Origin of the sequence: Solibacillus sp. FSL K6-4121 (assembly GCF_038002585.1) — a bacterium.
Lineage (GTDB): Bacteria > Bacillota > Bacilli > Bacillales_A > Planococcaceae > Solibacillus > Solibacillus faecavium.
The window spans coordinates 1,631,896-1,658,824 of sequence record NZ_JBBOCS010000001.1; the positions used below are offsets into that span (position 1 = coordinate 1,631,896).

29 protein-coding genes are annotated in these 26,929 nt (G+C 36.3%); 18 read left to right on the top strand and 11 right to left on the bottom strand.

The window, feature by feature from the left end; all coding sequences use genetic code 11:
- Nucleotides 1-28: 28 nt before the first annotated feature.
- On the top strand, nucleotides 29-793 hold the full coding sequence (locus MHH95_RS08070; RefSeq protein WP_340727099.1) for a TerC family protein: 765 nt from the start codon (nucleotides 29-31) through the stop codon (nucleotides 791-793).
- Between the two features lie 103 nt (nucleotides 794-896).
- Nucleotides 897-2,246 (top strand): TrkH family potassium uptake protein, encoded by a 1,350-nt coding sequence (locus MHH95_RS08075; RefSeq protein ID WP_340727100.1) that lies wholly within the window; start codon nucleotides 897-899, stop codon nucleotides 2,244-2,246.
- Nucleotides 2,247-2,537: 291 nt separating this feature from the next.
- Here the strand turns inward: MHH95_RS08075 and MHH95_RS08080 are convergent, their stop codons facing one another.
- Complete coding sequence (locus tag MHH95_RS08080; protein WP_340727101.1) at nucleotides 2,538-2,825, bottom strand: transposase; 288 nt, start codon at nucleotides 2,823-2,825, stop codon at nucleotides 2,538-2,540.
- A gap of 142 nt (nucleotides 2,826-2,967) precedes the next feature.
- On the opposite strand from MHH95_RS08080, the gene MHH95_RS08085 reads away from it, so the two are divergent.
- Nucleotides 2,968-3,135 (top strand): hypothetical protein, encoded by a 168-nt coding sequence (locus MHH95_RS08085; RefSeq protein ID WP_191698582.1) that lies wholly within the window; start codon nucleotides 2,968-2,970, stop codon nucleotides 3,133-3,135.
- Between the two features lie 59 nt (nucleotides 3,136-3,194).
- Here the strand turns inward: MHH95_RS08085 and MHH95_RS08090 are convergent, their stop codons facing one another.
- Complete coding sequence (locus tag MHH95_RS08090) at nucleotides 3,195-4,928, bottom strand: B12-binding domain-containing radical SAM protein (protein ID WP_340727102.1); 1,734 nt, start codon at nucleotides 4,926-4,928, stop codon at nucleotides 3,195-3,197.
- A gap of 166 nt (nucleotides 4,929-5,094) precedes the next feature.
- Here MHH95_RS08090 and MHH95_RS08095 point away from each other — a divergent pair, with 166 nt between their 5' ends.
- Both MHH95_RS08095 and MHH95_RS08100 read left to right on the top strand, forming a co-directional pair.
- Nucleotides 5,095-6,555 (top strand): ATP-binding protein, encoded by a 1,461-nt coding sequence (locus MHH95_RS08095; RefSeq protein ID WP_340727103.1) that lies wholly within the window; start codon nucleotides 5,095-5,097, stop codon nucleotides 6,553-6,555.
- A 64-nt stretch (nucleotides 6,556-6,619) separates the two neighbouring features.
- Nucleotides 6,620-7,066, top strand: coding sequence for a MarR family winged helix-turn-helix transcriptional regulator (locus MHH95_RS08100; RefSeq protein ID WP_340727104.1), 447 nt, complete (start codon nucleotides 6,620-6,622; stop codon nucleotides 7,064-7,066).
- Nucleotides 7,067-7,201: 135 nt separating this feature from the next.
- Here MHH95_RS08100 and MHH95_RS08105 read toward each other — a convergent pair whose 3' ends face one another.
- The 3 genes from MHH95_RS08105 to MHH95_RS08115 all read right to left on the bottom strand — a co-directional run bounded on the left by MHH95_RS08105 (nucleotide 7,202) and on the right by MHH95_RS08115 (nucleotide 8,838).
- The gene (locus MHH95_RS08105) at nucleotides 7,202-7,894 is read right to left on the bottom strand and encodes a chemotaxis protein (RefSeq protein WP_340727105.1); all 693 of its coding nucleotides are present in this window, start codon (nucleotides 7,892-7,894) and stop codon (nucleotides 7,202-7,204) included.
- 62 nt (nucleotides 7,895-7,956) lie between these two features.
- Complete coding sequence (locus MHH95_RS08110; RefSeq protein ID WP_340727106.1) at nucleotides 7,957-8,568, bottom strand: CPBP family intramembrane glutamic endopeptidase; 612 nt, start codon at nucleotides 8,566-8,568, stop codon at nucleotides 7,957-7,959.
- 84 nt (nucleotides 8,569-8,652) lie between these two features.
- Nucleotides 8,653-8,838, bottom strand: coding sequence for a YkvS family protein (locus MHH95_RS08115; RefSeq protein ID WP_191698577.1), 186 nt, complete (start codon nucleotides 8,836-8,838; stop codon nucleotides 8,653-8,655).
- A 176-nt stretch (nucleotides 8,839-9,014) separates the two neighbouring features.
- Between MHH95_RS08115 and MHH95_RS08120 the strand changes: the two genes are divergently transcribed.
- The 12 genes from MHH95_RS08120 to MHH95_RS08175 all read left to right on the top strand — a co-directional run bounded on the left by MHH95_RS08120 (nucleotide 9,015) and on the right by MHH95_RS08175 (nucleotide 20,587).
- Nucleotides 9,015-9,203, top strand: a complete 189-nt coding sequence (locus MHH95_RS08120; RefSeq protein ID WP_340727107.1) for a hypothetical protein — start codon at nucleotides 9,015-9,017, stop codon at nucleotides 9,201-9,203.
- Nucleotides 9,204-9,294: 91 nt separating this feature from the next.
- Nucleotides 9,295-9,498, top strand: a complete 204-nt coding sequence (locus MHH95_RS08125; protein WP_340727108.1) for an aspartyl-phosphate phosphatase Spo0E family protein — start codon at nucleotides 9,295-9,297, stop codon at nucleotides 9,496-9,498.
- Nucleotides 9,499-9,707: 209 nt separating this feature from the next.
- On the top strand, nucleotides 9,708-10,574 hold the full coding sequence (locus MHH95_RS08130; RefSeq protein ID WP_340727109.1) for an NAD(P)-dependent oxidoreductase: 867 nt from the start codon (nucleotides 9,708-9,710) through the stop codon (nucleotides 10,572-10,574).
- A 91-nt stretch (nucleotides 10,575-10,665) separates the two neighbouring features.
- A complete protein-coding gene (locus MHH95_RS08135; RefSeq protein WP_340727110.1) occupies nucleotides 10,666-11,571 on the top strand; it encodes a chemotaxis protein in 906 nt (301 codons plus the stop codon).
- Nucleotides 11,572-11,726: 155 nt separating this feature from the next.
- A complete protein-coding gene (locus tag MHH95_RS08140; RefSeq protein WP_340727111.1) occupies nucleotides 11,727-13,268 on the top strand; it encodes a Ppx/GppA family phosphatase in 1,542 nt (513 codons plus the stop codon).
- Nucleotides 13,269-13,270: 2 nt separating this feature from the next.
- Complete coding sequence (locus tag MHH95_RS08145) at nucleotides 13,271-15,430, top strand: RNA degradosome polyphosphate kinase (protein ID WP_340727112.1); 2,160 nt, start codon at nucleotides 13,271-13,273, stop codon at nucleotides 15,428-15,430.
- Nucleotides 15,431-15,967: 537 nt separating this feature from the next.
- Complete coding sequence (gene fadH, locus MHH95_RS08150) at nucleotides 15,968-16,735, top strand: 2,4-dienoyl-CoA reductase (RefSeq protein ID WP_340727113.1); 768 nt, start codon at nucleotides 15,968-15,970, stop codon at nucleotides 16,733-16,735.
- A gap of 67 nt (nucleotides 16,736-16,802) precedes the next feature.
- Nucleotides 16,803-17,033: a short-chain dehydrogenase gene (locus MHH95_RS08155; protein ID WP_191698569.1), complete on the top strand. Its 231-nt coding sequence runs from the start codon at nucleotides 16,803-16,805 to the stop codon at nucleotides 17,031-17,033.
- 212 nt (nucleotides 17,034-17,245) lie between these two features.
- A complete protein-coding gene (cbpB, locus tag MHH95_RS08160; protein ID WP_191702227.1) occupies nucleotides 17,246-17,689 on the top strand; it encodes a cyclic-di-AMP-binding protein CbpB in 444 nt (147 codons plus the stop codon).
- 71 nt (nucleotides 17,690-17,760) lie between these two features.
- Nucleotides 17,761-18,666, top strand: coding sequence for a LysR family transcriptional regulator (locus tag MHH95_RS08165; protein ID WP_191698567.1), 906 nt, complete (start codon nucleotides 17,761-17,763; stop codon nucleotides 18,664-18,666).
- A gap of 74 nt (nucleotides 18,667-18,740) precedes the next feature.
- Nucleotides 18,741-19,454 (top strand): 2,3,4,5-tetrahydropyridine-2,6-dicarboxylate N-acetyltransferase, encoded by a 714-nt coding sequence (gene dapD, locus MHH95_RS08170; RefSeq protein ID WP_340727114.1) that lies wholly within the window; start codon nucleotides 18,741-18,743, stop codon nucleotides 19,452-19,454.
- A gap of 14 nt (nucleotides 19,455-19,468) precedes the next feature.
- Entirely contained in the window at nucleotides 19,469-20,587 is a 1,119-nt protein-coding gene (locus tag MHH95_RS08175) for an N-acetyldiaminopimelate deacetylase (RefSeq protein WP_340727115.1), read from the top strand.
- A 56-nt stretch (nucleotides 20,588-20,643) separates the two neighbouring features.
- On the opposite strand, the gene MHH95_RS08180 is transcribed toward MHH95_RS08175, so the two are convergent.
- Nucleotides 20,644-21,831 carry an MFS transporter gene (locus tag MHH95_RS08180; protein WP_340727116.1) on the bottom strand — a complete coding sequence of 396 codons (1,188 nt, stop codon included), beginning with the start codon at nucleotides 21,829-21,831 and terminating at the stop codon, nucleotides 20,644-20,646.
- A 176-nt stretch (nucleotides 21,832-22,007) separates the two neighbouring features.
- Here MHH95_RS08180 and MHH95_RS08185 point away from each other — a divergent pair, with 176 nt between their 5' ends.
- The gene (locus MHH95_RS08185; protein WP_340727117.1) at nucleotides 22,008-22,469 is read left to right on the top strand and encodes an 8-oxo-dGTP diphosphatase; all 462 of its coding nucleotides are present in this window, start codon (nucleotides 22,008-22,010) and stop codon (nucleotides 22,467-22,469) included.
- A 59-nt stretch (nucleotides 22,470-22,528) separates the two neighbouring features.
- On the opposite strand, the gene MHH95_RS08190 is transcribed toward MHH95_RS08185, so the two are convergent.
- From MHH95_RS08190 to MHH95_RS08210, 5 genes are read right to left on the bottom strand one after another with little or no spacing between them, the layout of a single operon-like run.
- Complete coding sequence (locus tag MHH95_RS08190) at nucleotides 22,529-23,602, bottom strand: ABC transporter substrate-binding protein (protein WP_340727118.1); 1,074 nt, start codon at nucleotides 23,600-23,602, stop codon at nucleotides 22,529-22,531.
- The gene (locus tag MHH95_RS08195) at nucleotides 23,599-24,399 is read right to left on the bottom strand and encodes an ABC transporter permease (protein ID WP_339215392.1); all 801 of its coding nucleotides are present in this window, start codon (nucleotides 24,397-24,399) and stop codon (nucleotides 23,599-23,601) included. The genes MHH95_RS08190 and MHH95_RS08195 overlap by 4 nt, the downstream gene beginning before the upstream one ends.
- On the bottom strand, nucleotides 24,399-25,202 hold the full coding sequence (locus MHH95_RS08200; RefSeq protein ID WP_191698561.1) for an ABC transporter permease: 804 nt from the start codon (nucleotides 25,200-25,202) through the stop codon (nucleotides 24,399-24,401). Before MHH95_RS08200 ends, MHH95_RS08195 begins: the two co-directional genes overlap by 1 nt.
- Nucleotides 25,195-26,295, bottom strand: a complete 1,101-nt coding sequence (locus MHH95_RS08205; RefSeq protein ID WP_191698560.1) for an ABC transporter ATP-binding protein — start codon at nucleotides 26,293-26,295, stop codon at nucleotides 25,195-25,197. The genes MHH95_RS08200 and MHH95_RS08205 overlap by 8 nt, the downstream gene beginning before the upstream one ends.
- Before the next feature lie 17 nt (nucleotides 26,296-26,312).
- Entirely contained in the window at nucleotides 26,313-26,855 is a 543-nt protein-coding gene (locus MHH95_RS08210; protein WP_340727119.1) for a helix-turn-helix domain-containing protein, read from the bottom strand.
- Nucleotides 26,856-26,929 lie beyond the last annotated feature (74 nt).

Below are 26,929 nucleotides of genomic sequence, written 5' to 3' on the forward strand. Positions count from 1 at the left end.
CAAGTAAATTATTAGGAGGGAAACTTTCATGGAAGCAATTTTATTAGAATATGCATGGGTACTACTTGTATTAATTTTCCTTGAAGGGCTATTGGCTGCTGATAATGCAGTCGTAATGGCGGTAATGGTAAAACATTTACCGAAAGAACAACAGAAGAAAGCATTATTTTACGGATTATTTGGGGCATTCCTGTTCCGCTTTATCGCACTGTTTTTAATAACGTTTTTAGCGAAATATTGGGAAATTCAAGCACTTGGTGCCGCTTATTTATTATTCATTTCCATAAAGCATTTATATGATAATCATTTCAAAAAGCAAGATGAAAGTTTAGAAATTAAAGAAGGAAAAGGTTCAGGCTTCTGGATGACAGTATTAAAAGTCGAACTTGCTGATATCGCTTTTGCGATTGATTCAATGCTTGCAGCTGTAGCGATTGCCATTACATTGCCACATATCGGTGACTATCATATCGGTGGTATTAATGCAGGTCCATTCGCTGTTATGTTCCTTGGAGGATTTATCGGACTTGTCATAATGCGATTTGCCGCTCAAATGTTCGTGAAGCTATTAAATAACTATCCGACGTTGGAGACGACAGCTTTCCTAATTGTAGGTTGGGTAGGTGTAAAATTGGCCGTATTAGCATTAGGTCATGAGAGCTTAGCCATTATTGATCCTCATTTCCCACATTCAACAATGTGGAAAGTAATATTCTGGGCAGTACTGCTTGGTCTTGTAATCGGCGGCTACTTAGTAAGTGTGTATAAAAATAAAAAAGAACAGGCGAGTTAACTGTTATTTTTGGAGATACTTCTGTAATGAAGTATCTTCTTTTCATTTTCAATGGAATTTATTATACTAGAAAGAATGTAACAATATATGGGAGGCCATTTGTATGCCTTTTAAAAAACTAGAAAGGCGAAGTATTACGCCTTTCCAAATACTAATCACATTTTATTCTATTGCTATACTTATTTCATATTTACTGTTACGTATTCCAGGGGTTCATATAGAGGGTGTGAGCGTGTCACATTTAGACACCCTTTTTACAGCTGTTAGCGCGGTCAGTGTAACAGGTTTAACAACGGTTACTGTTGCTGAAACATACAGCGGCTTTGGGCTGACAATGATTTTGCTCATCTTACAATTTGGAGCCATTGGTATAATGTCAATTGGTACTTTTCTATGGCTACTGTTTGGAAAAAAAATTGGCATGCGCGAACGCCAACTAATAATGATTGATCATAACCAATACAATCTTTCTGGAGTTGTTGCATTAATACGTCAAATTGCAAAGCTGCTTATAATGATTGAGGCTACAGGTGCCCTTATTTTGACTATTCATTTCAAGCGCTATTTTGCTACGTGGGAAGAGGCGGCAATAAACGGAATATTCGCGGCAATATCTGCAACGACGAACGCGGGATTTGATATTACTGGTATGAGTTTACAGCCATTTCATCATGACTATTTTGTTCAGTTTGTTTGTATGGTTTTAATATTCCTAGGGGCAATTGGTTTCCCTGTTTTAATTGAAGTGAAGACGTATTTATTGAAAAAAGATCCTGCATTCCGTTTTAGTTTATTTACAAAGCTGACAACGGTAACATATGTAGCGTTATTTGCATTAGGTTCTGTCGTTATTTTTATAATAGAAATCTTTCAGTCATTTAAAGGAATGCGATGGCATGAAGCTGCATTTTCTGCAATGTTCCATTCGATTTCTACAAGATCTGCGGGTTTAACAACATATGATGTCACCACATTTAATGAAGCGACTCAGCTCTTTATGAGTGTGCTCATGTTTATCGGGGCATCACCGAGTTCTGTTGGTGGGGGAATTCGTACGACAACCTTTGCGATAGTTATTTTATTTTTAATTGCATTTGCCCGTGGACAGTCCGAAATTCAAGTATTTAATCGTGAAATTCACCTTATTGATGTTTCCCGCTCTTTTGCCGTATTAATTTTTGCCATAATAATGGTATTGGGGGCGGCGATGGTATTATTTATTACAGAAACACGTGCGACAATGATGGAAGTCCTATTTGAAATAACCTCGGCTTTCGGAACGTGTGGGATGTCTCTTGGCATAACAGAAGATCTGACCGCCTTTGGAAAAATGGTGATTATGGCACTCATGTTTGTAGGCCGGGTTGGTTTAATTTCATTCCTCTATACAATTGGTGGTTCATCCAGTAAGAAGAAATACCATTATCCTAAAGAGCGAATTATTATTGGTTAAAATCTATCTGAATATAATTTTAAGCAAAGGGGCTGGGACAGAAATGAAAATTTGATTGGAATAGATAAAACTCACAATAAGAAGCGGATACTCCATTAAATTGATTGGAATGGAGGGCGACTCCAGCGGGAAAAGCACGACGCCTGAGACTACAGGCTCAGGCCGTGCCCGCGGAAAGCGTCCCGGAATGGAAATCAATTTTTATACATAGCAAAAAAACGTCATTTTTCTCTCGGAGAAAAATGGCGTTTTTGGGGTATGTCCCAGCCTCTTTATATTACAGTAATAAATTTATCGCTCCTTCATTGTAAGAACCATTAATCGATAAATAACGAATATACCAATGTACGCACCGGAAATTAAAAAAAGTTCATTTAAAAATAGACCATGAATTTTTGTCATAAATACAGCATCGTCAATAATGATCTGATAAATAGAAGTGGACGCAATGCTACCGAAAATGATAACAAAAATAACTGCCAATATATTAAATAAAATTGCTGACTTACTAATTTTATTTCTTATATAAACCATAATAAGCGGAACAATAATACTTGACACTACCAAAATTATTTTCAAAAAATACACTCCTCTCTTTTATTTGAATTATGCCCTCTTTTTTAGGGTATAAAACGAATAGGCTGTCTGAAACTATGCTCCACCACTTTGATGGAATAGATGATAGCTCTATAAGCTAATTTGTTGAACGGAGGTGATAAGCATGGAGAAAAAGAAAGGGAATGACCGGCAAAATATGCGAGAAGAGGTAGGACCGGAATTAAACCCGGATGATTTGGATCTTCGCGAAGATAATGATTTAACAGAAGAACAATATAAAAATACACATCATGAAAAGCAAACGGATGATTCTAAATCGAATAAGCAATAAGTTTTCGCTTTATAAAAAACGCTGCACACTCCCTATTAAGAGTTTGCAGCGTTTTTAAATTAATTGAATGTGCTGAAGTATGGCTGTTGTCCATTGCGGAAGTATGTGAATAAATAGCCTATCTTCTTTTGCGGTACACCGACTTCGTAATTTTCTAAATCAATGTGGAACGGAATAATTAATGAGTGTTTGAATAATTCGCGTTCAGTAATTTGCATTGCTTCAAATTCCTCGCCTACAAGAGAAGGAGTTTCTTTAATGCGTGCATAGACATCCTTCATCTCATCCTCTGAAAGGCGATCGTCCCACCATAGTTTACGCGGCTGGAACTGCTGGCCTTGAAGGAAATCGTATTTCATCAAGCTTGTAATTACTTCTAAATCTGCGTGATCGACCGTTTGCAGAAACTCAAGTAAGCGACGGAATAAATCCTCTAGCTGATGCCCAATTCGTGACCAGCCTTTTGTTTCCCAGTATGTGCCGAAGCTTTGGAAGAAGTCGAATGGCGTTTCAAATACTTTTGTTACTAAATATTCAATCGTATTGTCCATACGATGTGCATTCCAATATTTCTCTAGTACGTCTTCTGCATGTTTAATACGTACGATATCATCAAAAGTTAACACATTATTTGAGAAAATTTCATATGGCGAAATATCAACATATGTGTAGCCATATTTTTCTGCTTCCAATCGTAAGCCTGTCCCACGTAGCAGTTTTAGGAAACCAAGCTGTAATTCTTCAGGACGCATTGCAAATACATCATTGAATGTTTTGCGGAATGACGCATAGTCTTCTTCAGGCAGACCGGCAATTAAATCCAAATGCTGATCGATTTTGCCGCCTTCCTTTACCATTGTTACAGTACGAGTAAGCTTCTCGAAGTTTTGACGACGTTTTACAAGGTCGTTCGTCAAGTCATTAGTTGACTGGACACCAATTTCAAAACGGAACAACCCTTTAGGTGCATTGTCATTTAAAAATTGGATGACTTCAGGACGCATAATGTCCGCCGTAATTTCGAATTGGAATACGACACCTGGCTGATGTTCATCGATTAAAAACTGAAACATTTCCATCGCATAACTACGACTAATATTAAAGGTACGGTCTACGAATTTAATCGTTTTTGCCCCGTTATTCATTAAGTAGCGAATATCTTCTTTAATCTTCTCACGGTTGAAATAGCGAACTCCAACTTCAATAGAAGATAAGCAGAATTGACAGCTAAATGGACAGCCACGGCTCGTTTCAATATATTGAATCCGTTTACCTAAGTGAGGTAAATCTTCTTCAAATCGGAAAGGGGAAGCAATTTCCCGCAAATCGATTTTGGGTGGCTGTGCATGGATTTTTAATTTGCCTTCTTCTAAATAGCAAATGCCCGGCACTTTGTCGAGAGGAATCTCACCATTGAAGTGGCGAAGCATTTCTTTAAATGAAACTTCACCTTCACCCATAATAATGAAGTCAATTTCTTCATGTTTGCGAACCCATTCATGGACATCGTAAGAAACTTCCGGACCACCTAATACAATTTTGACATTGGGCAAAACCGTTTTTAGCATACGAATTACCGCAATCGTCTCATTAATATTCCAAATATAACAGCTGAATCCGACAACATCTGGTTTCTTTTGGAAAAGGTCGGATACGATGTTGAAAGCCGGGTCTTTAATAGTATATTCAGCAAGCTCACAGTCGAATTCAGGTAGTGCTGCTGCTTTTAAATAGCGAATCGCTAAATTTGTATGAATATATTTTGCGTTAAGTGTACTTAATATGATTTTCATTATTTTATTCTCCTCTTCATACACTCTATTGTAGCAGTGTAAACAGCTTCAAACAATATGGGAGAATATACCCATTTTATTACAATTACAAATATGGAATAATATAATAATAATAAGTATATATCAGAAAATTCTATAACTTCTAAAAAATGGAGGAAATAATGTATTGGAAGGAAAATCACCTATGATGGTAGAAGCGCTTTTTAATGAATCGAGTGAGCAAATTATTATCTTTAATCGCCAAGGAAATTTGGAGTTTATCAATAAAAAGGCGGAAGAAACTTTAAAGTCTGTGCATCTTCTTTCAAACTTTTGGAGTAACACTGATAAAAATAATAGCGAATGGGAACGATTTATACGCACCGTAATAGAAAATTCAACTTCTAGTACAACTTTATTTTTAGTAAATAAATATCATCAAAAAATGCCAATTAAGATTTGGGGATACTATCTTCAGCAGAAGCAGCTAATTTTTACACGAATTCAATTAAATCCTTCAAATGTTATTTCTTTTGAAGAAAAAAACGATATGATCGTTTTCCAGAATTTGATTAATGGAATGGCTCAGGGTGTAATATTAACGATGTTAGATGGAAAGATATTATCGGTGAACGAAATGGCTTTACATTTATTGGATAGAAAGCCTGCGCAAATAGAAAACCGCAGCTATGATTATCTATTTGAAGATTGCCACTATGAATCGTCGGTTATTGTCCAATACTATAAAAAGATTTCAAATCGTGAAATGGCCAGCCTCTTTGTAAAAAAAGAAACAGCTGACGGGAAAACGGTTTATTTGAATTTCATAAGTAAAGTAGATGAAAATCTGGGGCTTTTGGTAACAACAATCATTGATCAAACAGAAGAAATGATGCTGCTTAAAAAGATTGAGCATCAGCAGTCGTTATCTTTCATTGGTCAAAATATTGCATCGATTGCGCATGAAATCCGCAATCCAATGACTTCTATCCAAGGATTTATTCAAATGATTAAAAGCAGTTTAAATGAGGAGCAAAATCCTTATTTTCAAATTGTAGAATCGGAACTAAAAAGAATGGATGACTTGCTTGTAGACTTATTAAGTATTGCAAAACCTAAGAAGCAAGTGTTTAAAAGCCTGGATATGAAAGTACTTGTGGATGAAGCTATTCAACTTATGCAACCGACAGCAATGACGACCGATGCGATGATTGTATTTGAATATGATGAAGAAATCGAATATACAATGATGGGGGATTATAGCCGTTTAAAACAAATGGTTATAAATATACTTAAAAATGCTATAGAATCAGTGGAATGCAATAATTATATTGTTGTGAAATTAATATATTCTAAAGATTCCTCTATTAAGCTCTCTATAAAAGATAGTGGGAAAGGTATGGACTCTTTGGACTTGGAAAATGCATTGAACCCATTCTTTACTACGAAAGAATATGGTTCCGGATTAGGGCTTTTGCTCGTTCAGTCTGTTATAAAAGAGCATAATGCGATTCTTCATATTGAGAGTGAGGTTGGTGTAGGTTCAAACTTTATCATTGAATTTAATCCACAAAGTAATAGAGAATTTATGAACCCGATACATGCCTACAAAATAGGTGAGAGTAGAATTTCAGCGAATATGAAGTGATTTTGACAAAACTTTCAATCCATCGCTATAATAAGCATATTACTCAAAATAGAGGATGGTATTTATGGCTTCAGAGGAAGTAAAACAATCGTTGAAATTATTTATTGTATTATCAAGAGCGCATAAAGCGATAAATGAAGCGACGAATCAATTTATACAAAAAAATGGATTAAACCCAACAGAATTCGCAGTTCTCGAACTTTTATACCATAAAGGCCGTCAACCATTGCAGCAAATAGGAACAAAAATCTTATTGGCAAGTGGTTCGATTACGTATGTGGTTGATAAATTGGAGAAACGCGAGTTTTTGGCTCGGATATCGTGTCCAAACGATCGACGTGTAACATATGCGGAAATTACCGATTTAGGTTCTGAATTCATGGACAAGTTATTTCCAGAACATGAGCAGCATTTACATGCGTTACTGGATGCTTTATCAGGAGAAGAAAAACAAACAGCAATAGAATTGCTAAAAAAACTCGGCTTATCTATAAAAGATTTATCCTATTAAATAGAGAACAGAATATATTAATAGTTGGAGTTCTAATAGAAAGGGGGCTGTATTTAAAGTCGAATTGACTTTTAATACAGCCCCCTTTAACATTTGTTGATTATACAAAAAATGAATTTTACTTTCCCTTATCTTTTATTGAATAGTTAAACCCATTTGGATAAAGGCATCCATTAAGTCTGCTTGTGGTTTATCGTAAATAGTTAATGCGGCAATTAAATTAGATCGTTCAAGCACTACTTTTACCACTTTTTCACCATCTACTACGCCTTCATATCCCGTAATATTCAGAATTTCTGGACGTTCTGTTAAAATAGTTGAAAATTCTAGTTCCTTTAAATTATCCGGTGCAATTGCAGAAATTGTTTCTTTTGCTGTTGCTTTTATTTGCTCAAAAGTAGCTTCTTCTTTATTAATAACTTCAATTTGCATTGAAAGTTCGTCATCTTTATTAAAAATTAGATGATCAACACCAGGTTCCTCTGCTACTAAAGAGTAATCTTCAAAATGCTGAATTGTATAATTCATTTCTTCACTTTTCGCTTCAACTACTTCCTCAGTAAAAGGCTGATTATTAGAAGAATAAGTTAATGTAGTAATCTCTTCTTTCTTTACATCTTGCTCATTTTTCGGTTCTTCAGCTGGTTCTGCAGACTCCGTATTTTCCTCTTGCTGTTCTTCTTGCTGTTCATCACTTTGAACTTGCTCATTTTCTAACTGTTCTTCATTTGCCGCTTTCGTAATAAGTTCCTCTGTATCGGTATTACATGCTGCTAATGCAGTAGAAAGTATAAGTGCTGCACTGATTGCTGTTAATGATTTTTTCATAATGCTCCCCCTTTTAAATGTATAGACGGAATTTGGAAAGATAAGTTTCTGCTTTTATTGTATCAGAATAAAGGTAAAACTAAAAATAATAGTAAAACAAACACGATATGTGAAACGATAATTAGCGGTAAGCTTTTCTTCCATTCGTATAGTGTACCCCATAAAATACCTGCAACAATTGCTGCTAACGCACCTGGCATAAAGCCGCTAAGCGCTAGTGAAAGTGAAAATAAAATAGAAGTAACAATAACGGCCCAAAAAGGTGATGTGAACTGTTTTAATTGTTGTTGTACATAGCCACGCCAAAACATTTCTTCTCCAACTGCAACTATAAAAATTAACAGCAGGTAATGGAAAATATTTTGTGGACCGTATACATCCAGGAATTTCGTAATTTCATTTACAGCATTTTTATCGATATAAGGCATTAGCATATAGCCGAGTTTTACGAGACCATATGTAATCGTTCCATAACCTATACCAAAAATCAAATACTGCCAGGTCGGAATACGGTCTTCAAATTTTCCCGCCACTAAACTTATCGCAATTCCTACTAGCAATGTAAACGCATATAAATACCAAAAAACGGATTTCTCATAAAATGTAAAATACATCATACTAAAAATAAAAACTAATGCCACAAGGAGAGTAATGGTTTGTTTCTTGTTTTTCAATGAATTCAGCCTCCTTTACGTATGTTAACAAAAAATACCCCTTTTATCATCATCTCAATGTTAAAAAGGGTATTTTGCATTAAATTATTCGTTATTAGCTAATATTTTATACCGTTTGTGATTAACAACTGTTTTTTCTTCCATTTCTAAATCATGAAAATTATCCGTAATTGTAATATCTACAATGACTGAATTCTCATTCACCTTTTCAACGACACCTTTTATGCCGTCTTTAAACTCGATTATATTTCCAACTTCAGCAATTTTCATACACAGTCAGCCCCTTCATCGACTAATAAATAACAGTTTGTTTGAAATTATACTATAAAGTTCTGTTAGTTTGAATAATTTTGTCATTTTAATATTATTTATTTATTTTTTCTTTTAGAATAGGAGTTTAATTTATGGGATAATAATAAGAAAATTAGAAGAGGAAGTGTGATTAAATGGGTGACTATCAAGCGATACTAGATCAATTACGAAATGGAGAAGTCAAGTCTATATTAATTAAGAAGAGTGATTTTTTACATTTTCGTGAACATCTGGTAAACGATCCACAATTTAAACATTTCCGCGGGATAGCAAAGCAAGGCGGAGACGTTGAATACACATTTTTAGAAAATCCAAGAACATAATATTGTCGAATTTTGCATAATGATTTTTTTGTAAGATCCTTACAAAGAGAGTATAATAATGGTAATTCACTATGATGAGGAGGGTGTAGGGTTGGGTAGAGCAATACGGGATACGGCGCTACTAATCGAAATTGAATTGAAACGGAAACAAATGATTCAATCAGGCTTGGAAAATGGATTACAAAGTGATATTACCCTTCAGTTAAGCAAGCAAGTTGATCGCTTAATGAATGCTTTTGATCAATCGCAAAATGCAAAAATATTTATACACTCGGCGAATGAAAATAATTTATAAATTTATGTTTAAATTTCTAACATGGGGGAATAATAACTTTGAACACAGCAACATTCTCATTTCCCCCTTTAGAGTAGAAGCGGAAAAAACGCTACTGCTCTCTTTTTTTTGCAAAATAATTAATGTTATTCGCAATTTTTAGAAATTACTGACATTGAAGTTTATTCTAGTTTTGTTAAAATAAAAGAAAATACTAAAGGGGAATAGTTATGAAATCACAAAAAATTGGCTTCATTGGCACAGGGGTAATGGGAGCAAGCATAGTAAAGCATTTACTCAATGCAGGTCATGAAGTTACGATATATACAAGAACAAAAAGTAAAGCGGAAGAGCTAATTGCATTAGGCGCGATGTGGGCATCTTCACCCGCAGAGGCTAGTAAAGATCAACATATTATATTTACGATGGTTGGATATCCAAAAGATGTTGAAGAAGTGTATTTTGGTACCGGTGGAATTTTCTCTGTTGTAAAAGAAGATACGATTCTTGTTGATATGACTACTTCCGAACCAACTTTTGCGAAAAAAATTTATAATGAGGCAAAAAGTAAAGGTCTACATAGTTTAGATGCACCTGTTTCGGGTGGCGATATTGGCGCAAAGAATGGAACCCTATCCCTTATGGTTGGAGGAGACTTTAATATCTTCGAAAAAATGAAGCCTGTTTTCGAAGTGTTTGGTCAAAATATAATTTATCAGGGTGAAGCCGGAAATGGGCAACATACGAAAATGTGCAACCAAATAGCAATTGCCTCAGGAATGATAGGGGTATGCGAATCGATGGCTTACGGACTTAAGGCGGGTCTTTCGATGGATGATGTTCTTCGCTCGATTACAGCCGGTGCTGCAGGCTCATGGTCCTTATCAAACCTTGCGCCTCGTATACTTCAGGGTAATTTGGAGCCAGGTTTTTATATTAAACATATAATTAAAGATATGAAGATTGCTCTTGATGAAGCAGAGCGCATGAACCTCCAACTCCCAGGTTTGGCCTTAGCCAAATCGATGTATGATCAATTGCTTGAAGAAGGTTATGGTGATAACGGTACTCAGGCATTAGTTGAATTTTATAAGTAAGTAATTTGACATAATATTTATAGTAGATACAAATGCCGCATGATACAATAGAGTTATTGTTAACCTGGGAGTTTGGAAGGAGAGGCATGTATTGGAAAAACAAAAAGGGATTTTACTGGAAAGTGGAACGAATGAACTTGAAATTGTTGAATTTGAAGTAGCAAATAATAAATTTGGTATTAATGTAATTAAAGTTAAGGAAATTATTCAACCAATTCCAGTCACATTTATTCCACATGCACATCCACATGTAGAGGGAATTATACAATTACGCGGAGAAGTGTTGCCGGTAGTTGATATGCTGAAAGTGTTGGGAATACCAACAGAAAACCGAAATCCACAGCAAAAGTATATTGTGGCAGAATTTAATAAGCAACGTGTAGTATTTCATGTAGATAATGTTACGCAAATTCACCGTATTTCCTGGGATCAAATCGAAAAGCCTTCTGATATGTATCAGGGCGGGACATCACAAGTAATAGGTGTTATTAAGCATAACGATGAAATGATATTACTTTTAGACTTTGAAAAAATAATGGTGGATATTAATCCTGAATCGAGTATCAGTGTAGAAGCGGTGAAAAAGCTTGGTAAGCGTGAGCGAACTGAAAAGAAAGTCATAATTGCTGAAGATTCTCCGTTGCTGCGTAAACTATTGTTCGATACGATGAACGAAGCAGGCTATGTTAATACAGAGTTTTTTGAAAACGGTCGTGATGCATACGATTATTTGGAAGCGCTAGCCAAAGCGGATAAAGAAATTGAAAAGTATGTCCAAATGGTTGTTACAGATATTGAAATGCCCCAAATGGATGGGCATCATTTAACGAAGAAAATTAAATCCCATCCGGATTTACAAAAGCTCCCTGTAATTATTTTCTCCAGCTTAATTACCGACGATTTACGTCATAAAGGAGAAAAAGTAGGAGCAGAAGACCAAATTTCCAAGCCGGAAATTACAGAATTAATTTTACGTATGGACAAGCTGATTTTGTAAAACCCATACAATAAATTGATACTTCCTTTTAAAATGTATAAAATAATGAAAAAGCCGGGTACTTGTAAAAGTAATTCCGGCTATTTTTGTATAGTTATTCGATCATAATATCCACTTGTGAACTAGAAACATGAAAAAGGAGGCGATATGCACCTATGAAAAATTTAAAAACAGCAATTATTGATATAGGTTCAAATACAATTCGACTTGTACTCTATTCTTATAGTAAAAATGAAGGCTTAAAAGAATTTGGAAATATAAAGACAGTAGCACGTCTGCGCACGTATCTTATGCCGAATGGAGAAATGTCCGAAGAGGGGATAAAATTACTGGCAGAAACGTTAAAGTCATTTCGATTAATATTGGCAGATTATGAAGTGACAGATGTTAAGGCTGCGGCGACTGCTGCGGTACGCCAAGCGTTAAATAATGAGGCAATCATTCACCGAATGAAAGAAGAGACGGGCATTAATGTAGATATATTATCAGAAGAAGAGGAAGCTTATTATGGTTTTGTTGCAGTAGCACATTCGATGGATACCCCTTCTGCAGTAACAATAGATATTGGTGGGGGTTCTACAGAAATTACTTTGTTTACGAATAAAAAACTTCAAAAAACAATTAGCTTTCCATTTGGGACCGTTACATTAAAACAGAAATTTGTAGGCAATACCATCATAAGTGAAAAGGAACGTGAGAAACTTTGTACTTTTTTGCAGGAACAATTTTCCTCTTTAAAATGGATTGTCGATGCTAAATTGCCGGTTATTGCAATTGGTGGTAGTGCCCGTAATATTGCGCAAGTTCATCAACAGAAAATAGGCTATCCATTATCAGGTGTTCATCAGTACGAAATAAAGCTTAACGAGTTAAAAAAGCTTGGTGGTTATTTGACGGCATTATCGTACGACGAGTTAATACAACTAGATGGGCTCTCTTCAGATCGTGCAGATACGATTGTACCCGCTCTCGAAGTATTTATAGCGCTTATGTCTGTTGTAAATACAGACAGTTTTCAGATCAGTAAGAAAGGTTTGCGGGAAGGGCTTATTATTAGCCGTGTTTTGCAAGGAAATCCAAAAGCATATAATAAATATAATGTTTTTGAAGAGAGCGGCAGGCAGCTTGCTTTAGCCTATGGTCGTTCTGAAGAAGAAGCCGCCACATTAGAAAAACTGACAGAGAACTTTTACGAACAATGTTGTAAAGGAAAATTATTTGAATTCAATGATGCTGATTTACAGCTCTTGAAAAAATCAGCTAAGGTTTATGCAATAGGAGAATATATTGAACTGGATTCATCCAGTCAGCATACATTTTATTTAATTTCAAATCAATCTATAGCTGGTTTATCCCATTTAGATCGAGTGCAGCTTGCGTTACTCGCATCTTATAAAAACCGGGATTACTTTGCAAGATTCGCAAAACCATATGAAACGTGGATTTCAAAGGAAGAATTGAAAAAGCTTCGAGATTTTGGTGCTATCCTGAAATTCATCTATGCCTTGAATATGACGAAGCGCAATGTTGTAAAGAAACTTTCAATACAAAAAGTAAATGATTACCTTCAAATAGAGGTGATTACAACAGAACGGGCTATTGCCGAATTGGCACAAGCAGAAAAACAAAAAAAGCATATAGAACGTGTTTTCAAAAGTGAAGTGAAACTTTTATTCAAAGAAGAAGGGTGGAATTAGGAATGACAAGAAATATTGAAGCGGATTCCTTTTTCGAAGAGAATAATGAGGAACTGAATGCTCGAATTCATATTCTTGAGGAGATTGCGAAACCACAATATTATAATAATCGTGAATTGAGTTGGCTGGCATTTAATGAGCGTGTTCTGGAAGAAGCGGAAGATAATAATAATCCGTTATTAGAGCGACTGAAATTTTTGGCAATATTTAGTTCGAATCTGGATGAGTTTTTTATGGTTCGCGTAGCAGGGCTGCAAGATCAAATTCGCGCAGGATTCCACAAACCTGAAAATAAATCAGGGTTGACACCGAAAGAGCAACTTGCAAAAATCGCTGAACGTACACAAGCATTAGTGCGCCGTCAAACTGAAGTTTATCGCCATTTAGTATATGGATTATTGCCGAAAGAAAATGTGCATATTCGCGATTTGAAGTTATTGAACCCCGAGCAGAAAAACTTCGTGAATGAATTATTCGAAGAAACGATTTTTCCGGTTTTAACACCGGTTGCGGTCGATGCCTATCGTCCATTTCCAACTTTGTTAGGACGTACGCTTAACTTACTTGTCCGGTTGGAAAATAACATCCCGGACCCTGAAAATATGGATAGAGTGGCAATAGTACAGGTTCCTTCTGTATTGGACCGTTTTATTAAAGTACCTTCAATGGGGAATGAAACGGTATTCGTATTATTGGAGGATGTAATATCCAACAATATAAACCGTTTATTTTTCGGTTATAAAGTAAAATCGACTCAAGCTTTTCGTTTAACAAGAAATGCTGATTTAACGATTCATGAGGAAGGCGCACAGGATCTTTTAGTAGAAATTGAAAAAGAGCTGAAAAAGCGTAAATGGGGTGTTGGTTCTCGGTTGGAAGTGCGTGATGGTGAGATGAATGATGATGTTCTGGAATATTTATTGGATGAGTTTGAAATTGAGGAATCCGATGTATTTAAAATTGATGGACCGCTTGATCTAACAGCCATGTTTGCTTTTGTAAAAGCAATTTCGGTAGGCAGGGAGCATTTAGAATATGAAAGCTTTATTCCACAACCACCCCAAGATCTACAATCAGATGAAAATATTTATGAAAAAGCATTAACGCAGGATTTATTTTTCCATCACCCATTCGAATCATTTGCACCTATTGTCGACTTTATCTCTGAAGCGGCTGAAGATCCGAGTGTGTTAGCAATTAAGCAAACGTTATACCGAGTTAGCGGAAATTCGCCAATTATACAAGCATTAAAACAAGCGGCAGAAAATGGTAAGCAAGTGACCGTGCTGGTGGAGCTTAAGGCCCGCTTTGATGAAGAAAACAATGTACATTGGGCAAAGCAGCTGGAGCAGGCTGGCTGTCTCGTAATTTACGGTATGAATAACTTGAAAACACATTCCAAAATTACACTTGTCGTGCGTCGTAGACAAGGAAAGATTGAGCGTTTCGTCCATTTAGGGACGGGAAATTATAATGATGCAACAGCGAAAATCTATACAGATATGGGCATCATTACATCAAATAAAGAGTTCGGCATTGATGCGACTAACTTCTTTAACTATTTGAGTGGCTATACGAGTAAACCGAAATTTAATCATATTGTCGTTGCTCCTTTTGATATCCGCGATGAGTTCCTGAATTTAATCGAAAGGGAAATTGCATTACATAAACAGCACGGCAATGGCTTTATCCGAGCAAAAATGAATTCTTTAACCGATAAGGAATTAATGATGAAACTTTATGAGGCATCAATTGCAGGGGTGAAAATCGAACTTATTATCCGAGGGATTTGCTGTATTAGACCTGGCATTCCCGGGATTTCGGAAAATATAACCGTGTTAAGTATTGTAGGGCGATTTCTTGAGCATTCACGAATTTTCTGGTTCCATCACAATGGAGAGGATAATATATATTTATCGTCTGCTGATATGATGACTAGGAATATGATTAAGCGTGTAGAAATACTATTCCCGATATACTCCGATGAAATTAAAGAACGTATCCAACGCATTATGCTTACACAAATAGAGGATAATCAAAAGGCAAGAATCCAAGACTCGAATGGTAATTACCATTATAAAGAAGATCATAATAGTGAACTTCGCATTAATAGTCAGGAAATCTTTTTAATCGAATCGCTTGGTACGATTGTTGAGGAATAAACAAAGTGAAACTACTATGGATAAAAAAATTCATAGTAGTTTTAGATTGTCGACAAAATGTCTCGAGAGGCCTTTTGTCTTTTTATTATAAATTTTTACTAGATGCTTAGCAGGAATAAGTTGTTCATGGATTGATTTGAATTGATTACTAGTCATCGTAGATATCGTATCTCACTTTATTTAAAGCGATGAATAAGTTGATTGAAGTGGAGGGACCGTGACTCCACCGGGAATAAGCGCGCGCGGAAGATCCACTAAATTGTGCCTGCCGTTGTAGGCTCAATTTAGTTAGCTGGAGCCGTGCCCGGGGAAAGCATCGGTCCCGGAATGGAAATCAACGGTTTTCATTAGTTAACTTTATTTTAATTAAAAAGACTGTAGGCAATCCCGAATTTCTTCGAGTTTATCTATAGTATGAAACTAGAAGAATATCGCATGAAACAGAAATATTCATATTTTAGTAGGTATTTACACTCCACTGTAGTAAAATATAAATATGAATGGTTGTTCATTTTATATGCAAAGGGGATGTATGGAATGCTACAAAATAAGACAATTATTATTACAGGTGGATCTAGCGGGATGGGACTTGGCATGGCGAAGCAATTCGTGAAAGAAGGTGCCAACATAGTGATTACCGGACGCGATATAGAACGCCTTGAAAATGCAAAGAAAGAAATATTAGCATTTGGTTCTACTATTGAGGTATTTCAAATGGATGTCCGTGAACCAGAGCATGCTCAGGCAATGGTCGCTTTTGCTGTTGAAAAATTTGGACAAGTAGACGGCTTAGTCAATAATGCTGCGGGGAACTTTATAGTGCACGCTGAAAAATTATCGCCAAATGGTTGGAAAGCGGTTATTGATATTGTTTTAAATGGTACATTTTATTGTTCATCAGCAGTAGGACGTTACTGGATTGAAAACGGTATTAAAGGTTCCATTCTAAATATGGTTGCAACATATGCTTGGGGTGCAGGCGCAGGAGTTGTTCATTCTGCTGCTGCCAAAGCGGGTGTATTATCAATGACGCGTTCACTAGCTGTTGAATGGGGAGGACAATATGGTATTCGGGTGAATGCAATTGCTCCAGGTCCAATTGAGCGTACAGGTGGAGCAGATAAATTATGGGAATCAGAGGAACAGGCAAAACGTACAATTAATTCTGTACCATTAAAACGACTTGGTACACCAGAAGAAATTGCGGATTTAGCGACATTTATGCTATCTAATAAAGCAAGTTATTTAAATGGTGAGTGCATCACATTGGACGGTGGTCAATGGCTGAATCAACATCCATTCTAAAAAGTATAGTCTGCCATTAATTGCTACATACTATTGCTAATCGTGGAAGGAGGCGATCGCGATAGGTATGTGGCTATATCCAACGATTTTCGTTGTGTTTCTTCTTAGTTTTATTGGCTACTATTTGACGGTTCGTGTTGGTCACAATATAGAAGATAGCGGGGAGGAACGGGATTCCGAAGTGCCTGAAGAAATTCAGGAGCACCCATTTTTACTTAATCCGATTATTTTATCCTATGTTGTTTTTGGAGCATTTACCGGAATTATTATTTTCTATTATTGGGCAAGAGGATACTGACTTTTATGCATAATGAGACGTTTTTACTCGTCTTATTATGCTTTTTCTTTTTTTGAATAGGCACCTTTCTTAGTAATAAAGTTGATTGGTATGGTATTATAAGTATGAGAGAAGTTGTTTTGTCATAGGGCAAAACATACGAATGACGGTAGTGGTTTTAGGTTATTGACTATGGGCTACTTGTTATTAGCGGGAAAAAGGAGTAGAATGTCATGATTTCAACGAACAACAGAGCTTTACTAGATATGCCTATTAAAGACTTTATTATTTCATCTGAGAAGGTAGCACATGTACAAAGTGGCAATAGCGCTGAACATGCATTATTAGTATTAACGAAAACCGGATATTCTTCCATTCCAGTATTAGACGTAAAGTATCGTTTAAAAGGATTATTAAGTACAAAAATGATTACAGAGTCGATTTTAGGATTAGAGCGAATTGAATATGATAAATTGGCCGATATTCGTGTCGATGAAGTAATGAATCAAGAAGTAGTGTATTTAAAAGTTTCCGATACGTTCCAACGTGCCCTTGATTTAGTCATAAACCATGCCTTTTTATGTGTTGTCGATGACGAAGGCACATTTGTCGGTATAATGACACGCAGAATTATTTTAAAACAATTAAAAAAATATATTTATCAACATAACGCTTAATTAGGAAATCGGCAAAGTCCAAATGGATTTTGTCGATTTTTTAATCGAATAGACGGAAAGGGAGAATAGCAATGACAGCTACGGAAGCCGAAATAATTAAAGTACTGGCAGAAGAGAGAAACATGCGAAAAGCGGCAGAGCGGCTTTTTTTAACACAACCTGCTTTATCGCAAAGGTTACAGTCAATTGAAAAAGAATGGGGTGCCCAACTTTTTATACGTTCCCAAAAAGGGCTGACACCGACGCCTGCGGGAGAACTTGTAATTCAATATTCGAGTGAAATGATTATAAAGCGGGAAGATATTTTTGAAACAATCCAAGCATTGAATTCAAAGGTTCATGGTACATTAAAAATTGCCTGTGCCTCGATTGTAGGGCAAAATTGGTTACCAAAAGTGTTGAAGGACTATGTAACCAAATATCCTGATACGAAAATCTCGCTCATGACTGGCTGGAGTTCTGAAATTGTAAAAGCACTTTATGATGGAGAAGCGCATATCGGTATTGTCCGTGGTCAATCGGAATGGAAAGGAAAAAAGATTCACTTATTTCGGGATACAATGTATTTAGTAGATAAAGAAATTAAAGATATGGAAGATATTATTACATCCGACAGACCTTTTATTCAGTTTAAAAGTGATTCAAACTATTATCAGGAAATTCAGCAATGGTGGCAGCGTCATTTTAACTATAATCCAAAGCATCAAATTATCGTGGATCAAATCGAAACATGTAAGCAAATGGCATTGAACGGTATTGGTTATGCGATTTTACCTTCTATTACGTTAAACGGTGAGGAGAATGTCCATAAAATCTCTTTAACAAATAATGAGAAGGATGATGGATTAGGTTTAACGCGGGATACATGGCTTATAGGCTACGAATCAACATTTGAACTCCGTCAAGTGCAGGCATTTGTCGACGTCGTACAAGATCATGCACGTTGTCTTTATGATTATTCAAAAGAAACCAATTAAAAAAGTTTTAATTTGGCTGAAAATTTAGTACAATTAGTCATGTTAAAAATACTAACATGCAGTGAGGTGTCCAAATGGAAAAGTTAAATGCACAACAAATTATTGATTTTATTTCACAATCAAAAAAGGTTACACCAGTGAAGGTATATGTGAAGGGTAATGGTGTTGCAGATTTATCATATGGTGAACAAAGTAAAGTTTTCGGAGAAGGAAATCATGCAGTAGTATTTGGTGAATGGTCAGAAATAGAGGCTTCATTAAAAGAGCATGCTCAACACATTGAAGATTATGTTATAGAAAATGATCGCCGTCATTCAGGTGTACCACTTTTAGATTTAAAACATGTAAACGCACGTATTGAACCAGGTGCTATTATTCGCGATCAAGTAACAATTGGGGATAATGCAGTTATTATGATGGGTGCGATTATTAATATTGGTGCTGAAATCGGTGCGAAAACAATGATAGATATGGGTGTTGTATTAGGTGGTCGCGCAACAGTCGGAGATAACTGCCATATTGGTGCTGGATCAGTACTAGCCGGTGTTGTGGAGCCACCTAGTGCTTTACCGGTTGTAGTGGAAGATGATGTAGTAATTGGTGCAAACGCCGTAGTGTTAGAAGGTGTGCGTATTGGTAAGGGTGCAGTTGTAGCAGCCGGTGCAATCGTCATTAAAGATGTAGAACCATTTACAGTCGTGGCAGGCGTTCCTGCGCGTGAAATTAAGAAATTAGATGAAAAAACGAAATCAAAAACAGAAATTATTGATTCTTTAAGACAGTTATAAGAAGGTAGGTTATTATGAGCCATCTCATTGATATAAGACGGGACCTACATAAAATTCCGGAAATAGGGTTTAAAGAATTCAAAACCCAAAGCTATTTATTGCAGTTCATTTCAAACTTGGATCAACAATATCTGGAAATCTCAACTTGGAAGACTGGTATAGTCGTTTATATAAAAGGGACGAATCCAACAAAACTAATCGGTTGGCGAACAGATATTGATGGACTCCCAGTGCAGGAAGAAACGGGCTTACCATTTTCGTCTGAGTTTGAAGGGTATATGCATGCTTGTGGACATGATTGTCATATGGCAATTGCGCTTGGTTTAGTTGAAGCTTTCTCCAAACAGCCTCCAATTCAGAATGTCGTAATTTATTTTCAGCCGGCTGAGGAAGGACCAGGGGGAGCAGAACCGATGCTTGAGTGGTTAAAAGCAGAACAACCACAGCTTGTTGCCGATGAAATATATGCACTGCATATTGCTCCTGAATATCCTGTTGGAACAATTGCGACTAAGCCTGGACTACTGTTTGCGAATACGTCAGAGCTATTTATCGATTTAAAAGGTATTGGCGGGCATGCAGCTTATCCACATAAGACAAGGGATATGACCATTGCAGCGGCGAATTTACTTTTGCAGCTTCAAACAGTTATTAGCCGTAATGTCGACCCGATGGATAGTGCAGTTATTACCGTAGGGAAAATGACAGCCGGTACAGTACAGAATGTAATTGCTGAAAATGCGCGGTTGGAAGGTACGATCAGAACGTTGAATGCAGATGCTATGGCAGAAGTGAAACGACGTATTGAGGCGATTTGTGCAGGTATAGAAGCAGCATTCGAATGTACTGTTTCGATTGATTACGGCTCGATGTATTATGAAGTAAACAATGATGCAGACTGTGCGAACGCACTGTTGCAGTTTGCCGAACAATTCGATGGTGCAATAGCATATGAATGTCCTGCAGCAATGACAGGTGAGGACTTTGGTTATTTTATAAAGGATATACCTGGTGCAATGTTTTGGACAGGAGCAGCTTCATCGTATGGTCTTCATCATGCGAAGATGGTACCAGATGAATTATTAATTCCGCTTAATTGTCAATTTGTAGAGCAATTTTTGAGACAACGTTAATAGTTTAATAAAGTAAAAGGGATGCCAGGACTTTTCCTGGTCATCCCTTTTTCAATTTATGAGGAGGCTTTCAGCAAATGCGGAGCTTTTTTTGCTGTCCACAAATAGGCGAGCATGAAGCAACCAATTAAAACGATTGCCCCTAAAATATAAGGAGAATCACGATTCCAGTCGAAAAGAACGCCCGCAAGTGCAGGTCCAAACATATTGCCTAGACTCATGTACGCGTTATTCATACCAGCTGCAAACCCTTGTTCATTGCCTGCAAGTTTTGAAATGAGCGTATTAACGGCTGGGCGTATAAAGGTTGTAGCGATTGAGAATAAGGTAGCAACAACTAAAATAATGAAGAAACCACTAATATAAATAAACAGCAGCATAGTCACTGCGGCCAGGAGCAAGTTTACTAAAATAACTTTTACTTCCCCGAAACGCTTAAATAATTTGTTAACAACATACATTTGCAATACAACACCTGCAAAGCCGCCAACAGTTAATATTATCGCAATTTCACTAGGTGTATAGCCAAACTTATTATCTAAATACAGTGTTAAGGTCGCTTGGAAATTTGATATTCCAAAGCTAAATGTAAAAACGACTATTAAAAAGACGAAATAGGAGGTCTTTACTGATTTAACTAATTGCTTTGATAAGTTTTCTCTTGGAGCTAAAACAGCATGGGTATTTTTAATGTTTGGTAAATATACAGCTGATAAAGTGGCTGCAATAAATGCAACAACCCCCGCTAAGAAAAATGGAAACGTTAAATTTACATTTGATAAAAATCCACCAATACCAGGTCCAATCATAAAGCCTAAAGACATGGCTGCTCCAATCATGCCCATTCCTTTTCCACGTTCTTCGTGGGTTGTAATATCAGCTACAAAGGCCATAATCGGAGGCATAATAAACGCCGCGCCGGCACCACTTAAAAAGCGGGATAAAAACAGTACCCATACTTCAGTGGCAAGTCCAAATAGAATTTGAGCGCAGCCATAGACGATTAATCCGCCTATGATAAACATTTTTCGTCCATGCCGATCCGATAAATCCCCAGCAATCGGAGAGAGTAGAAATTGGGCAAGTGCAAATCCTGCAATTAAAAATCCAAGGACTTGTCCGCCAACACCGAATAATTGCAAATAAGCCGGCATAACAGGGACAATAATGCCAATCCCACCCATTGTAATAAACATATTAAACATTAATAAATAAAGTGCCAATTTATTAGATTGTTGCGTCATATAATGCCAGCCTTCCATTAAAATATTTCGGTTGCAGAAATATATATTTCCAATAGCATACCATATTGTACAAACTTTCACGATAAATTACATCATTCCTTTGAAGGAATTTATATATTGAAAGTTAAAAAGAATATTGCCAAAATGTAGATAGATAATGAAGAGAGGTTGTTTATATGAATTATAAATTTTGGACAGTAGTAATGATACAAAAAGATGATAAAGTATTATTGCTCAATCGTCAGCATGATCATTTTAAAGGCTACATACCACCGGGGGGCAAAATAGACTTTCCAGAAGGATTTGCACAAGGAGCAATCCGTGAAGTGAAAGAGGAGACAGGTCTGGATGTACTTTCCTTAACATTTAAAGGCATTTCCCATTATACAAATGAAGTGAAAAAAGATCATTTTATTATTTATAATTATTGGACGGATGACTTTACAGGGGAGCTGCTCACAAATTGTGATGAAGGAACGTTGGAATGGGTGAAAATTCGTGAAGCAAAAAACTACCCTATGCAGGAAGATATACAGGTTCGTTTCGATTACTTTTTCGAACCAGGAACTTTTGAGATTCATATGATTTGGGATGAAGAAAATGATTGTCTAGATAAAAGGATTATACATAAGTTATAAAAATAGGGCAGCCGAAAAGTCAGAAAAAAATCGACTTTTAAGGCTGCCCTTAATTTTTATTAAAAACTCATCTTAAATTCCAAGAAATATTCATTATATTTTCCGAGCCATTCAAGGCCTAGGTTTTCATATACTTCCAACTTTTCACGTTGATCATGTGAAGGGTAGAAGCGTTCATCACTAACCACTTCTTCATCCAATAGGTCCCAAGCTGCTTCATTTGGTGTTGAATAGCCAACATAGTCAGCATTTTGGGCAGCATTTTCTGCATCTAGCATAAAGTTAATGAATTTATGTGCACCCTCAATATTTCTTGAAGTTTTAGGGATAACCATATTATCAAACCATAAGTTGGAACCTTCCTGTGGAACAGCGAATTCCAATTCTTCATTTTCCCACATCATATCAGCAGCTTGGCCCGAGAAGGTAAGTGCTACTGCGGCTTCGTTATTAATCATAAGTGGTGTAATTTCATCACCAATGATTGCTTTAATGTTTGGTGAAAGCTTAATTAAATTATCTGTTGCTTCACGCAGTAATGCATCATCTTTCACATTAAGGGAGTGACCGATTGAGTTAAGCCCCATACCGATTACTTCCCTTGATCCATCCACTAGGAAAATCTTTCTTTTCAGTGAAGGGTCCCATAGGTCATCCCAAGATTCGAATGTTAAATGGTCTTCAATTAAATTAGGATTATATACAACTCCAACCGTTCCCCAGAAATAAGGGATCGAATATTCATTAGCTGGATCAAACGGTAAATCTAAAAAGTCTTCGTTAATATTTTGTAAATTCGGTACTAAACTATGATCGATTGGAATTAGTAATCCATCTTCCTTCATCGATTCAATTGTATACTCAGAAGGAACTGCAATATCATATGCAGAGCCTCCTTGCTGTACTTTTGTTAACATCGCTTCATTTGAATCAAATGTTTCATATGTTACTTTAATACCTGTTTCTTCTTCAAATTTATCGATTAACTCTGGATCGATATATTCGCCCCAGTTAAAGACTGTTAATGTGTCCTTGCTTCCAGCAGATCCAGCAGACTGCATCCGGTCCACTGCTACAAACAGAAGGGCACAGGCAATGACAATAGCAACTGTTGCTTGAATTAAGTCTCTCATTGATGTCCCCCCGTTGCTATTGATTTTGAACGTTTATTAATGAAGTAATACCCGATAACGATTAGTACTGTTACGGCAAATACTAATCCTGAAATAGCATTGATTGTTAAAGAAATTCCGGCGCGGGCCATTGAGTAGATTTCTACCGACAATGTACTAAACCCGTTACCTGTAACGAAGAAAGTGACTGCAAAATCATCAAGTGAATATGTTAAAGCCATAAAAAATCCTGCGAAAATACCAGGAGATATATACGGCAAAATAACGCGCATTAATACATCACGTTTTGTCGCACCTAAATCTCTTGCGGCATCAATTAATGAAGTATTCATTTCAAGCAATTTTGGTAAAACCATGAGCACTACAATCGGTACACTAAATGCAACATGCGATACTAGTACAGAGGCAAACCCTAACTTTACACCAATCATCGTAAATAAAATAAGGAAGCTTGCACCGATTACAACATCCGGTGAAACGATAAGGACATTATTTAATGAAAGCAATGTATTACGCATTTTTTTATCCTTTATTGAAATAATGCCAATAGCGCCCAATGTCCCGATTATTGTTGCGATCAGGCCTGATAAAAGGGCAACGAGCACTGTATTAAGTAGAATAATGATTAATCTTGAATCCTCAAATACTGCTGCGTAATGCTCCAGTGTGAACGATTCGAAATTATTCATACTGCCACCACTATTGAATGAGTAAAAAATTAAATAAAATATCGGAGCATAAAGGACCGCGAATACGAAAATTAAATAAATTTTCGACATAGATGATAATTTTTTCATTAAACGCGTCCTCCTTTAGATTTTTGTCTAGTAAATAACATTGTAAGAACCATAAATAGAATTAAGAATACGGCAATTGTAGAACCCATTCCCCAGTTTTGAGATACAAGGAATTGTTGTTCAATGGCAGTACCTAAAGTAATGACTTGGTTTCCGGCAATTAAACGCGTGATCATGAATAAAGATAAAGCTGGGATAAAGGTAACCTGAATACCTGATTTTACGCCATCAATTGTTAATGGGAAAATAACTCGGCGGAAGGTTGTCCAGCTGGATGCACCTAAATCACGTGCGGCATAGATTAAAGATGGATTCATTTTGTCTAAAGAATTGAAAATCGGAATTATCATAAATGGAATGAAAATATATACCGATACGAAAACAAAACTAAAGTCTGTAAATAAAATTTGCTTTGGATTAAAACCAAACACTTCAATCATTGCATTAATTGGGCCGTATAAACCAAAAATACCTATGAATGCATAAGTTTTTAAGAGTAGGTTAATCCAAGATGGAATGATAATGAGCATAAGCCATAATTGCTTATGTTTCGTTTTTGTTAATAAGTAGGCAGTAGGGTAGGCAAATAATAACGTAAATAACGTAATCAGAAATGCATACCAGAAGCTGCTCAATGTCATTTTTAAATAAACTGGTGTAAAGAATTTTGCGTAGTTGGTTAAAGTGAAGTTACCATTCAAATCAAGAACAGAATAATAAACGATTAACGCAATTGGTGCAATAACGAATAATAAAATCCAAAAAATATAGGGAATTAACGGGCCTTTTGCTGTCTTATTCATAGTCTTCGTCCCCATAAGCTTCCAAACGTTTGTCGAAGTCCGCTTCTGTCTCATTTAATCTCATAACGTGAATAGCTTCAGGATCAAAGTCCAATCCAATTTCTGCTCCTACATCCGCTTTTTTCAATGAGTGGACTAACCATTCATTTCCGTCTTGATCATACGTTGATAATTCGTAATGAACACCTCGGAATAATTGAGTATCAACAGTAACAATTAATTTGCCGTTTTCCGGTGTTGTGATTTCCAAATCTTCAGGGCGAATAACAACGTCAATCTTTTCGTTTGGCTTCATCCCACCGTCTACACACTCAAACTCTTTTCCAGCGAATCGCACTTTGTAATCTTCAATCATTAATCCATCTACAATGTTGGACTCTCCGATAAAGTCTGCTACAAAACGGTTAATTGGCTCATCATATATATCCACTGGAGTTCCTGATTGTTTAATTTCCCCATTAGAAAGAACAAAAATTTCATCACTCATTGCCAAAGCTTCTTCTTGGTCATGTGTAACAAAAATGAACGTTTTGCCCAATCGCTGCTGTAATTCACGTAACTCATACTGCATTTCTGTACGTAATTTTAAATCGAGTGCTGATAATGGCTCATCCAATAAAATAACTTCCGGATCATTTACGATGGCACGGGCGATTGCGACACGTTGACGTTGACCACCGGACATTTCTGAAATTTCACGGTTGCCATAGCCTGCTAAATTGACGAATTTTAATGCCTCTTGCACGCGGTCATTTATTTCTGCTTCTTTCACTTTTTTAATACGTAAGCCAAATGCCACATTTTCAAACACATTTAAGTGAGGGAAAAGCGCATAATCCTGGAATACAGTATTTACTTGGCGTTCATTTGCCGGTACATCATTCATACGTTTTCCATTAAAAAATACATCACCTGTTGAAGCATCAGTAAAACCAGCAATAATACGTAAAATAGTTGTTTTACCACATCCGGATGGACCTAGTAATGTGTAGAATTTACCCCGCTCTAGTTCGAAGTTAATATTTTTTAAGACAACTGTACCGTCATCATATGATTTTGTAACATTTTCAAAGCGAATAATCGTGTTATTCATTTAAGTAGCCTCCTGATTTATAAGTAAGATTGAGTTGCGACAAGGAGTAACTTTGTTATTCCATTATGCGCATTAAAAATTTGATGGTTGGAAGATGCTTCATAATAAACAGCATTTCCTTCACTTGCGATATATTCCTCGTTTCCGAGAACAACACGGATTCGCCCTTTAACTACATAAATGAAAGTTTCCGCCAATGACGGTTCGAATGCTTTAAATTCTGCATTCTTATGGAGAGTAATAAATACCGGTTCCATCTCTTTTTCATTCGAAGTAGGAATGAGCCATTCAATTTCATACTTTTTATCATGATCAGTAAAACTGGTTTGATCATCTTTTGTAAATACAATTTTTTCGTTTTTTTGTTCATCATCAAAAAAGTCCCGTGGTGAACACCCGAGAACTTCCAATAAGTTGAATAATGTTTCAATTGAAGGTGAATTTAAATCTCGTTCTAATTGAGATATATAGCCTTTCGTTAAATCAGTGCGCTCTCCAAGTTCTTCCTGGGTCAGCCCTTTTTTTATGCGTAACGCTTTAATTTTCGTACCGATTTGCATCAAGTCACGCTCCTTATACATAACCAATTTTGTTTACATATGATAAACATCCAGTAAGGAAGTTTACTATTACA

What these genes read in the sequence shown, in the direction of transcription:
- MHH95_RS08070 (WP_340727099.1), top strand. Translation starts at nt 29, where the DNA reads ATGGAAGCAATTTTATTAGAATATGCATGGGTACTACTTGTATTAATT.
- MHH95_RS08075 (WP_340727100.1), top strand. Translation starts at nt 897, where the DNA reads ATGCCTTTTAAAAAACTAGAAAGGCGAAGTATTACGCCTTTCCAAATA.
- MHH95_RS08085 (WP_191698582.1), top strand. Translation starts at nt 2,968, where the DNA reads ATGGAGAAAAAGAAAGGGAATGACCGGCAAAATATGCGAGAAGAGGTA.
- MHH95_RS08090 (WP_340727102.1), bottom strand. Translation starts at nt 4,928, where the DNA reads ATGAAAATCATATTAAGTACACTTAACGCAAAATATATTCATACAAAT.
- MHH95_RS08100 (WP_340727104.1), top strand. Translation starts at nt 6,620, where the DNA reads ATGGCTTCAGAGGAAGTAAAACAATCGTTGAAATTATTTATTGTATTA.
- MHH95_RS08105 (WP_340727105.1), bottom strand. Translation starts at nt 7,894, where the DNA reads ATGAAAAAATCATTAACAGCAATCAGTGCAGCACTTATACTTTCTACT.
- MHH95_RS08115 (WP_191698577.1), bottom strand. Translation starts at nt 8,838, where the DNA reads ATGAAAATTGCTGAAGTTGGAAATATAATCGAGTTTAAAGACGGCATA.
- MHH95_RS08120 (WP_340727107.1), top strand. Translation starts at nt 9,015, where the DNA reads ATGGGTGACTATCAAGCGATACTAGATCAATTACGAAATGGAGAAGTC.
- MHH95_RS08130 (WP_340727109.1), top strand. Translation starts at nt 9,708, where the DNA reads ATGAAATCACAAAAAATTGGCTTCATTGGCACAGGGGTAATGGGAGCA.
- MHH95_RS08140 (WP_340727111.1), top strand. Translation starts at nt 11,727, where the DNA reads ATGAAAAATTTAAAAACAGCAATTATTGATATAGGTTCAAATACAATT.
- MHH95_RS08145 (WP_340727112.1), top strand. Translation starts at nt 13,271, where the DNA reads ATGACAAGAAATATTGAAGCGGATTCCTTTTTCGAAGAGAATAATGAG.
- fadH (WP_340727113.1), top strand. Translation starts at nt 15,968, where the DNA reads ATGCTACAAAATAAGACAATTATTATTACAGGTGGATCTAGCGGGATG.
- MHH95_RS08155 (WP_191698569.1), top strand. Translation starts at nt 16,803, where the DNA reads ATGTGGCTATATCCAACGATTTTCGTTGTGTTTCTTCTTAGTTTTATT.
- cbpB (WP_191702227.1), top strand. Translation starts at nt 17,246, where the DNA reads ATGATTTCAACGAACAACAGAGCTTTACTAGATATGCCTATTAAAGAC.
- MHH95_RS08165 (WP_191698567.1), top strand. Translation starts at nt 17,761, where the DNA reads ATGACAGCTACGGAAGCCGAAATAATTAAAGTACTGGCAGAAGAGAGA.
- dapD (WP_340727114.1), top strand. Translation starts at nt 18,741, where the DNA reads ATGGAAAAGTTAAATGCACAACAAATTATTGATTTTATTTCACAATCA.
- MHH95_RS08175 (WP_340727115.1), top strand. Translation starts at nt 19,469, where the DNA reads ATGAGCCATCTCATTGATATAAGACGGGACCTACATAAAATTCCGGAA.
- MHH95_RS08180 (WP_340727116.1), bottom strand. Translation starts at nt 21,831, where the DNA reads ATGACGCAACAATCTAATAAATTGGCACTTTATTTATTAATGTTTAAT.
- MHH95_RS08185 (WP_340727117.1), top strand. Translation starts at nt 22,008, where the DNA reads ATGAATTATAAATTTTGGACAGTAGTAATGATACAAAAAGATGATAAA.
- MHH95_RS08190 (WP_340727118.1), bottom strand. Translation starts at nt 23,602, where the DNA reads ATGAGAGACTTAATTCAAGCAACAGTTGCTATTGTCATTGCCTGTGCC.
- MHH95_RS08195 (WP_339215392.1), bottom strand. Translation starts at nt 24,399, where the DNA reads ATGAAAAAATTATCATCTATGTCGAAAATTTATTTAATTTTCGTATTC.
- MHH95_RS08200 (WP_191698561.1), bottom strand. Translation starts at nt 25,202, where the DNA reads ATGAATAAGACAGCAAAAGGCCCGTTAATTCCCTATATTTTTTGGATT.
- MHH95_RS08205 (WP_191698560.1), bottom strand. Translation starts at nt 26,295, where the DNA reads ATGAATAACACGATTATTCGCTTTGAAAATGTTACAAAATCATATGAT.
- MHH95_RS08210 (WP_340727119.1), bottom strand. Translation starts at nt 26,855, where the DNA reads ATGCAAATCGGTACGAAAATTAAAGCGTTACGCATAAAAAAAGGGCTG.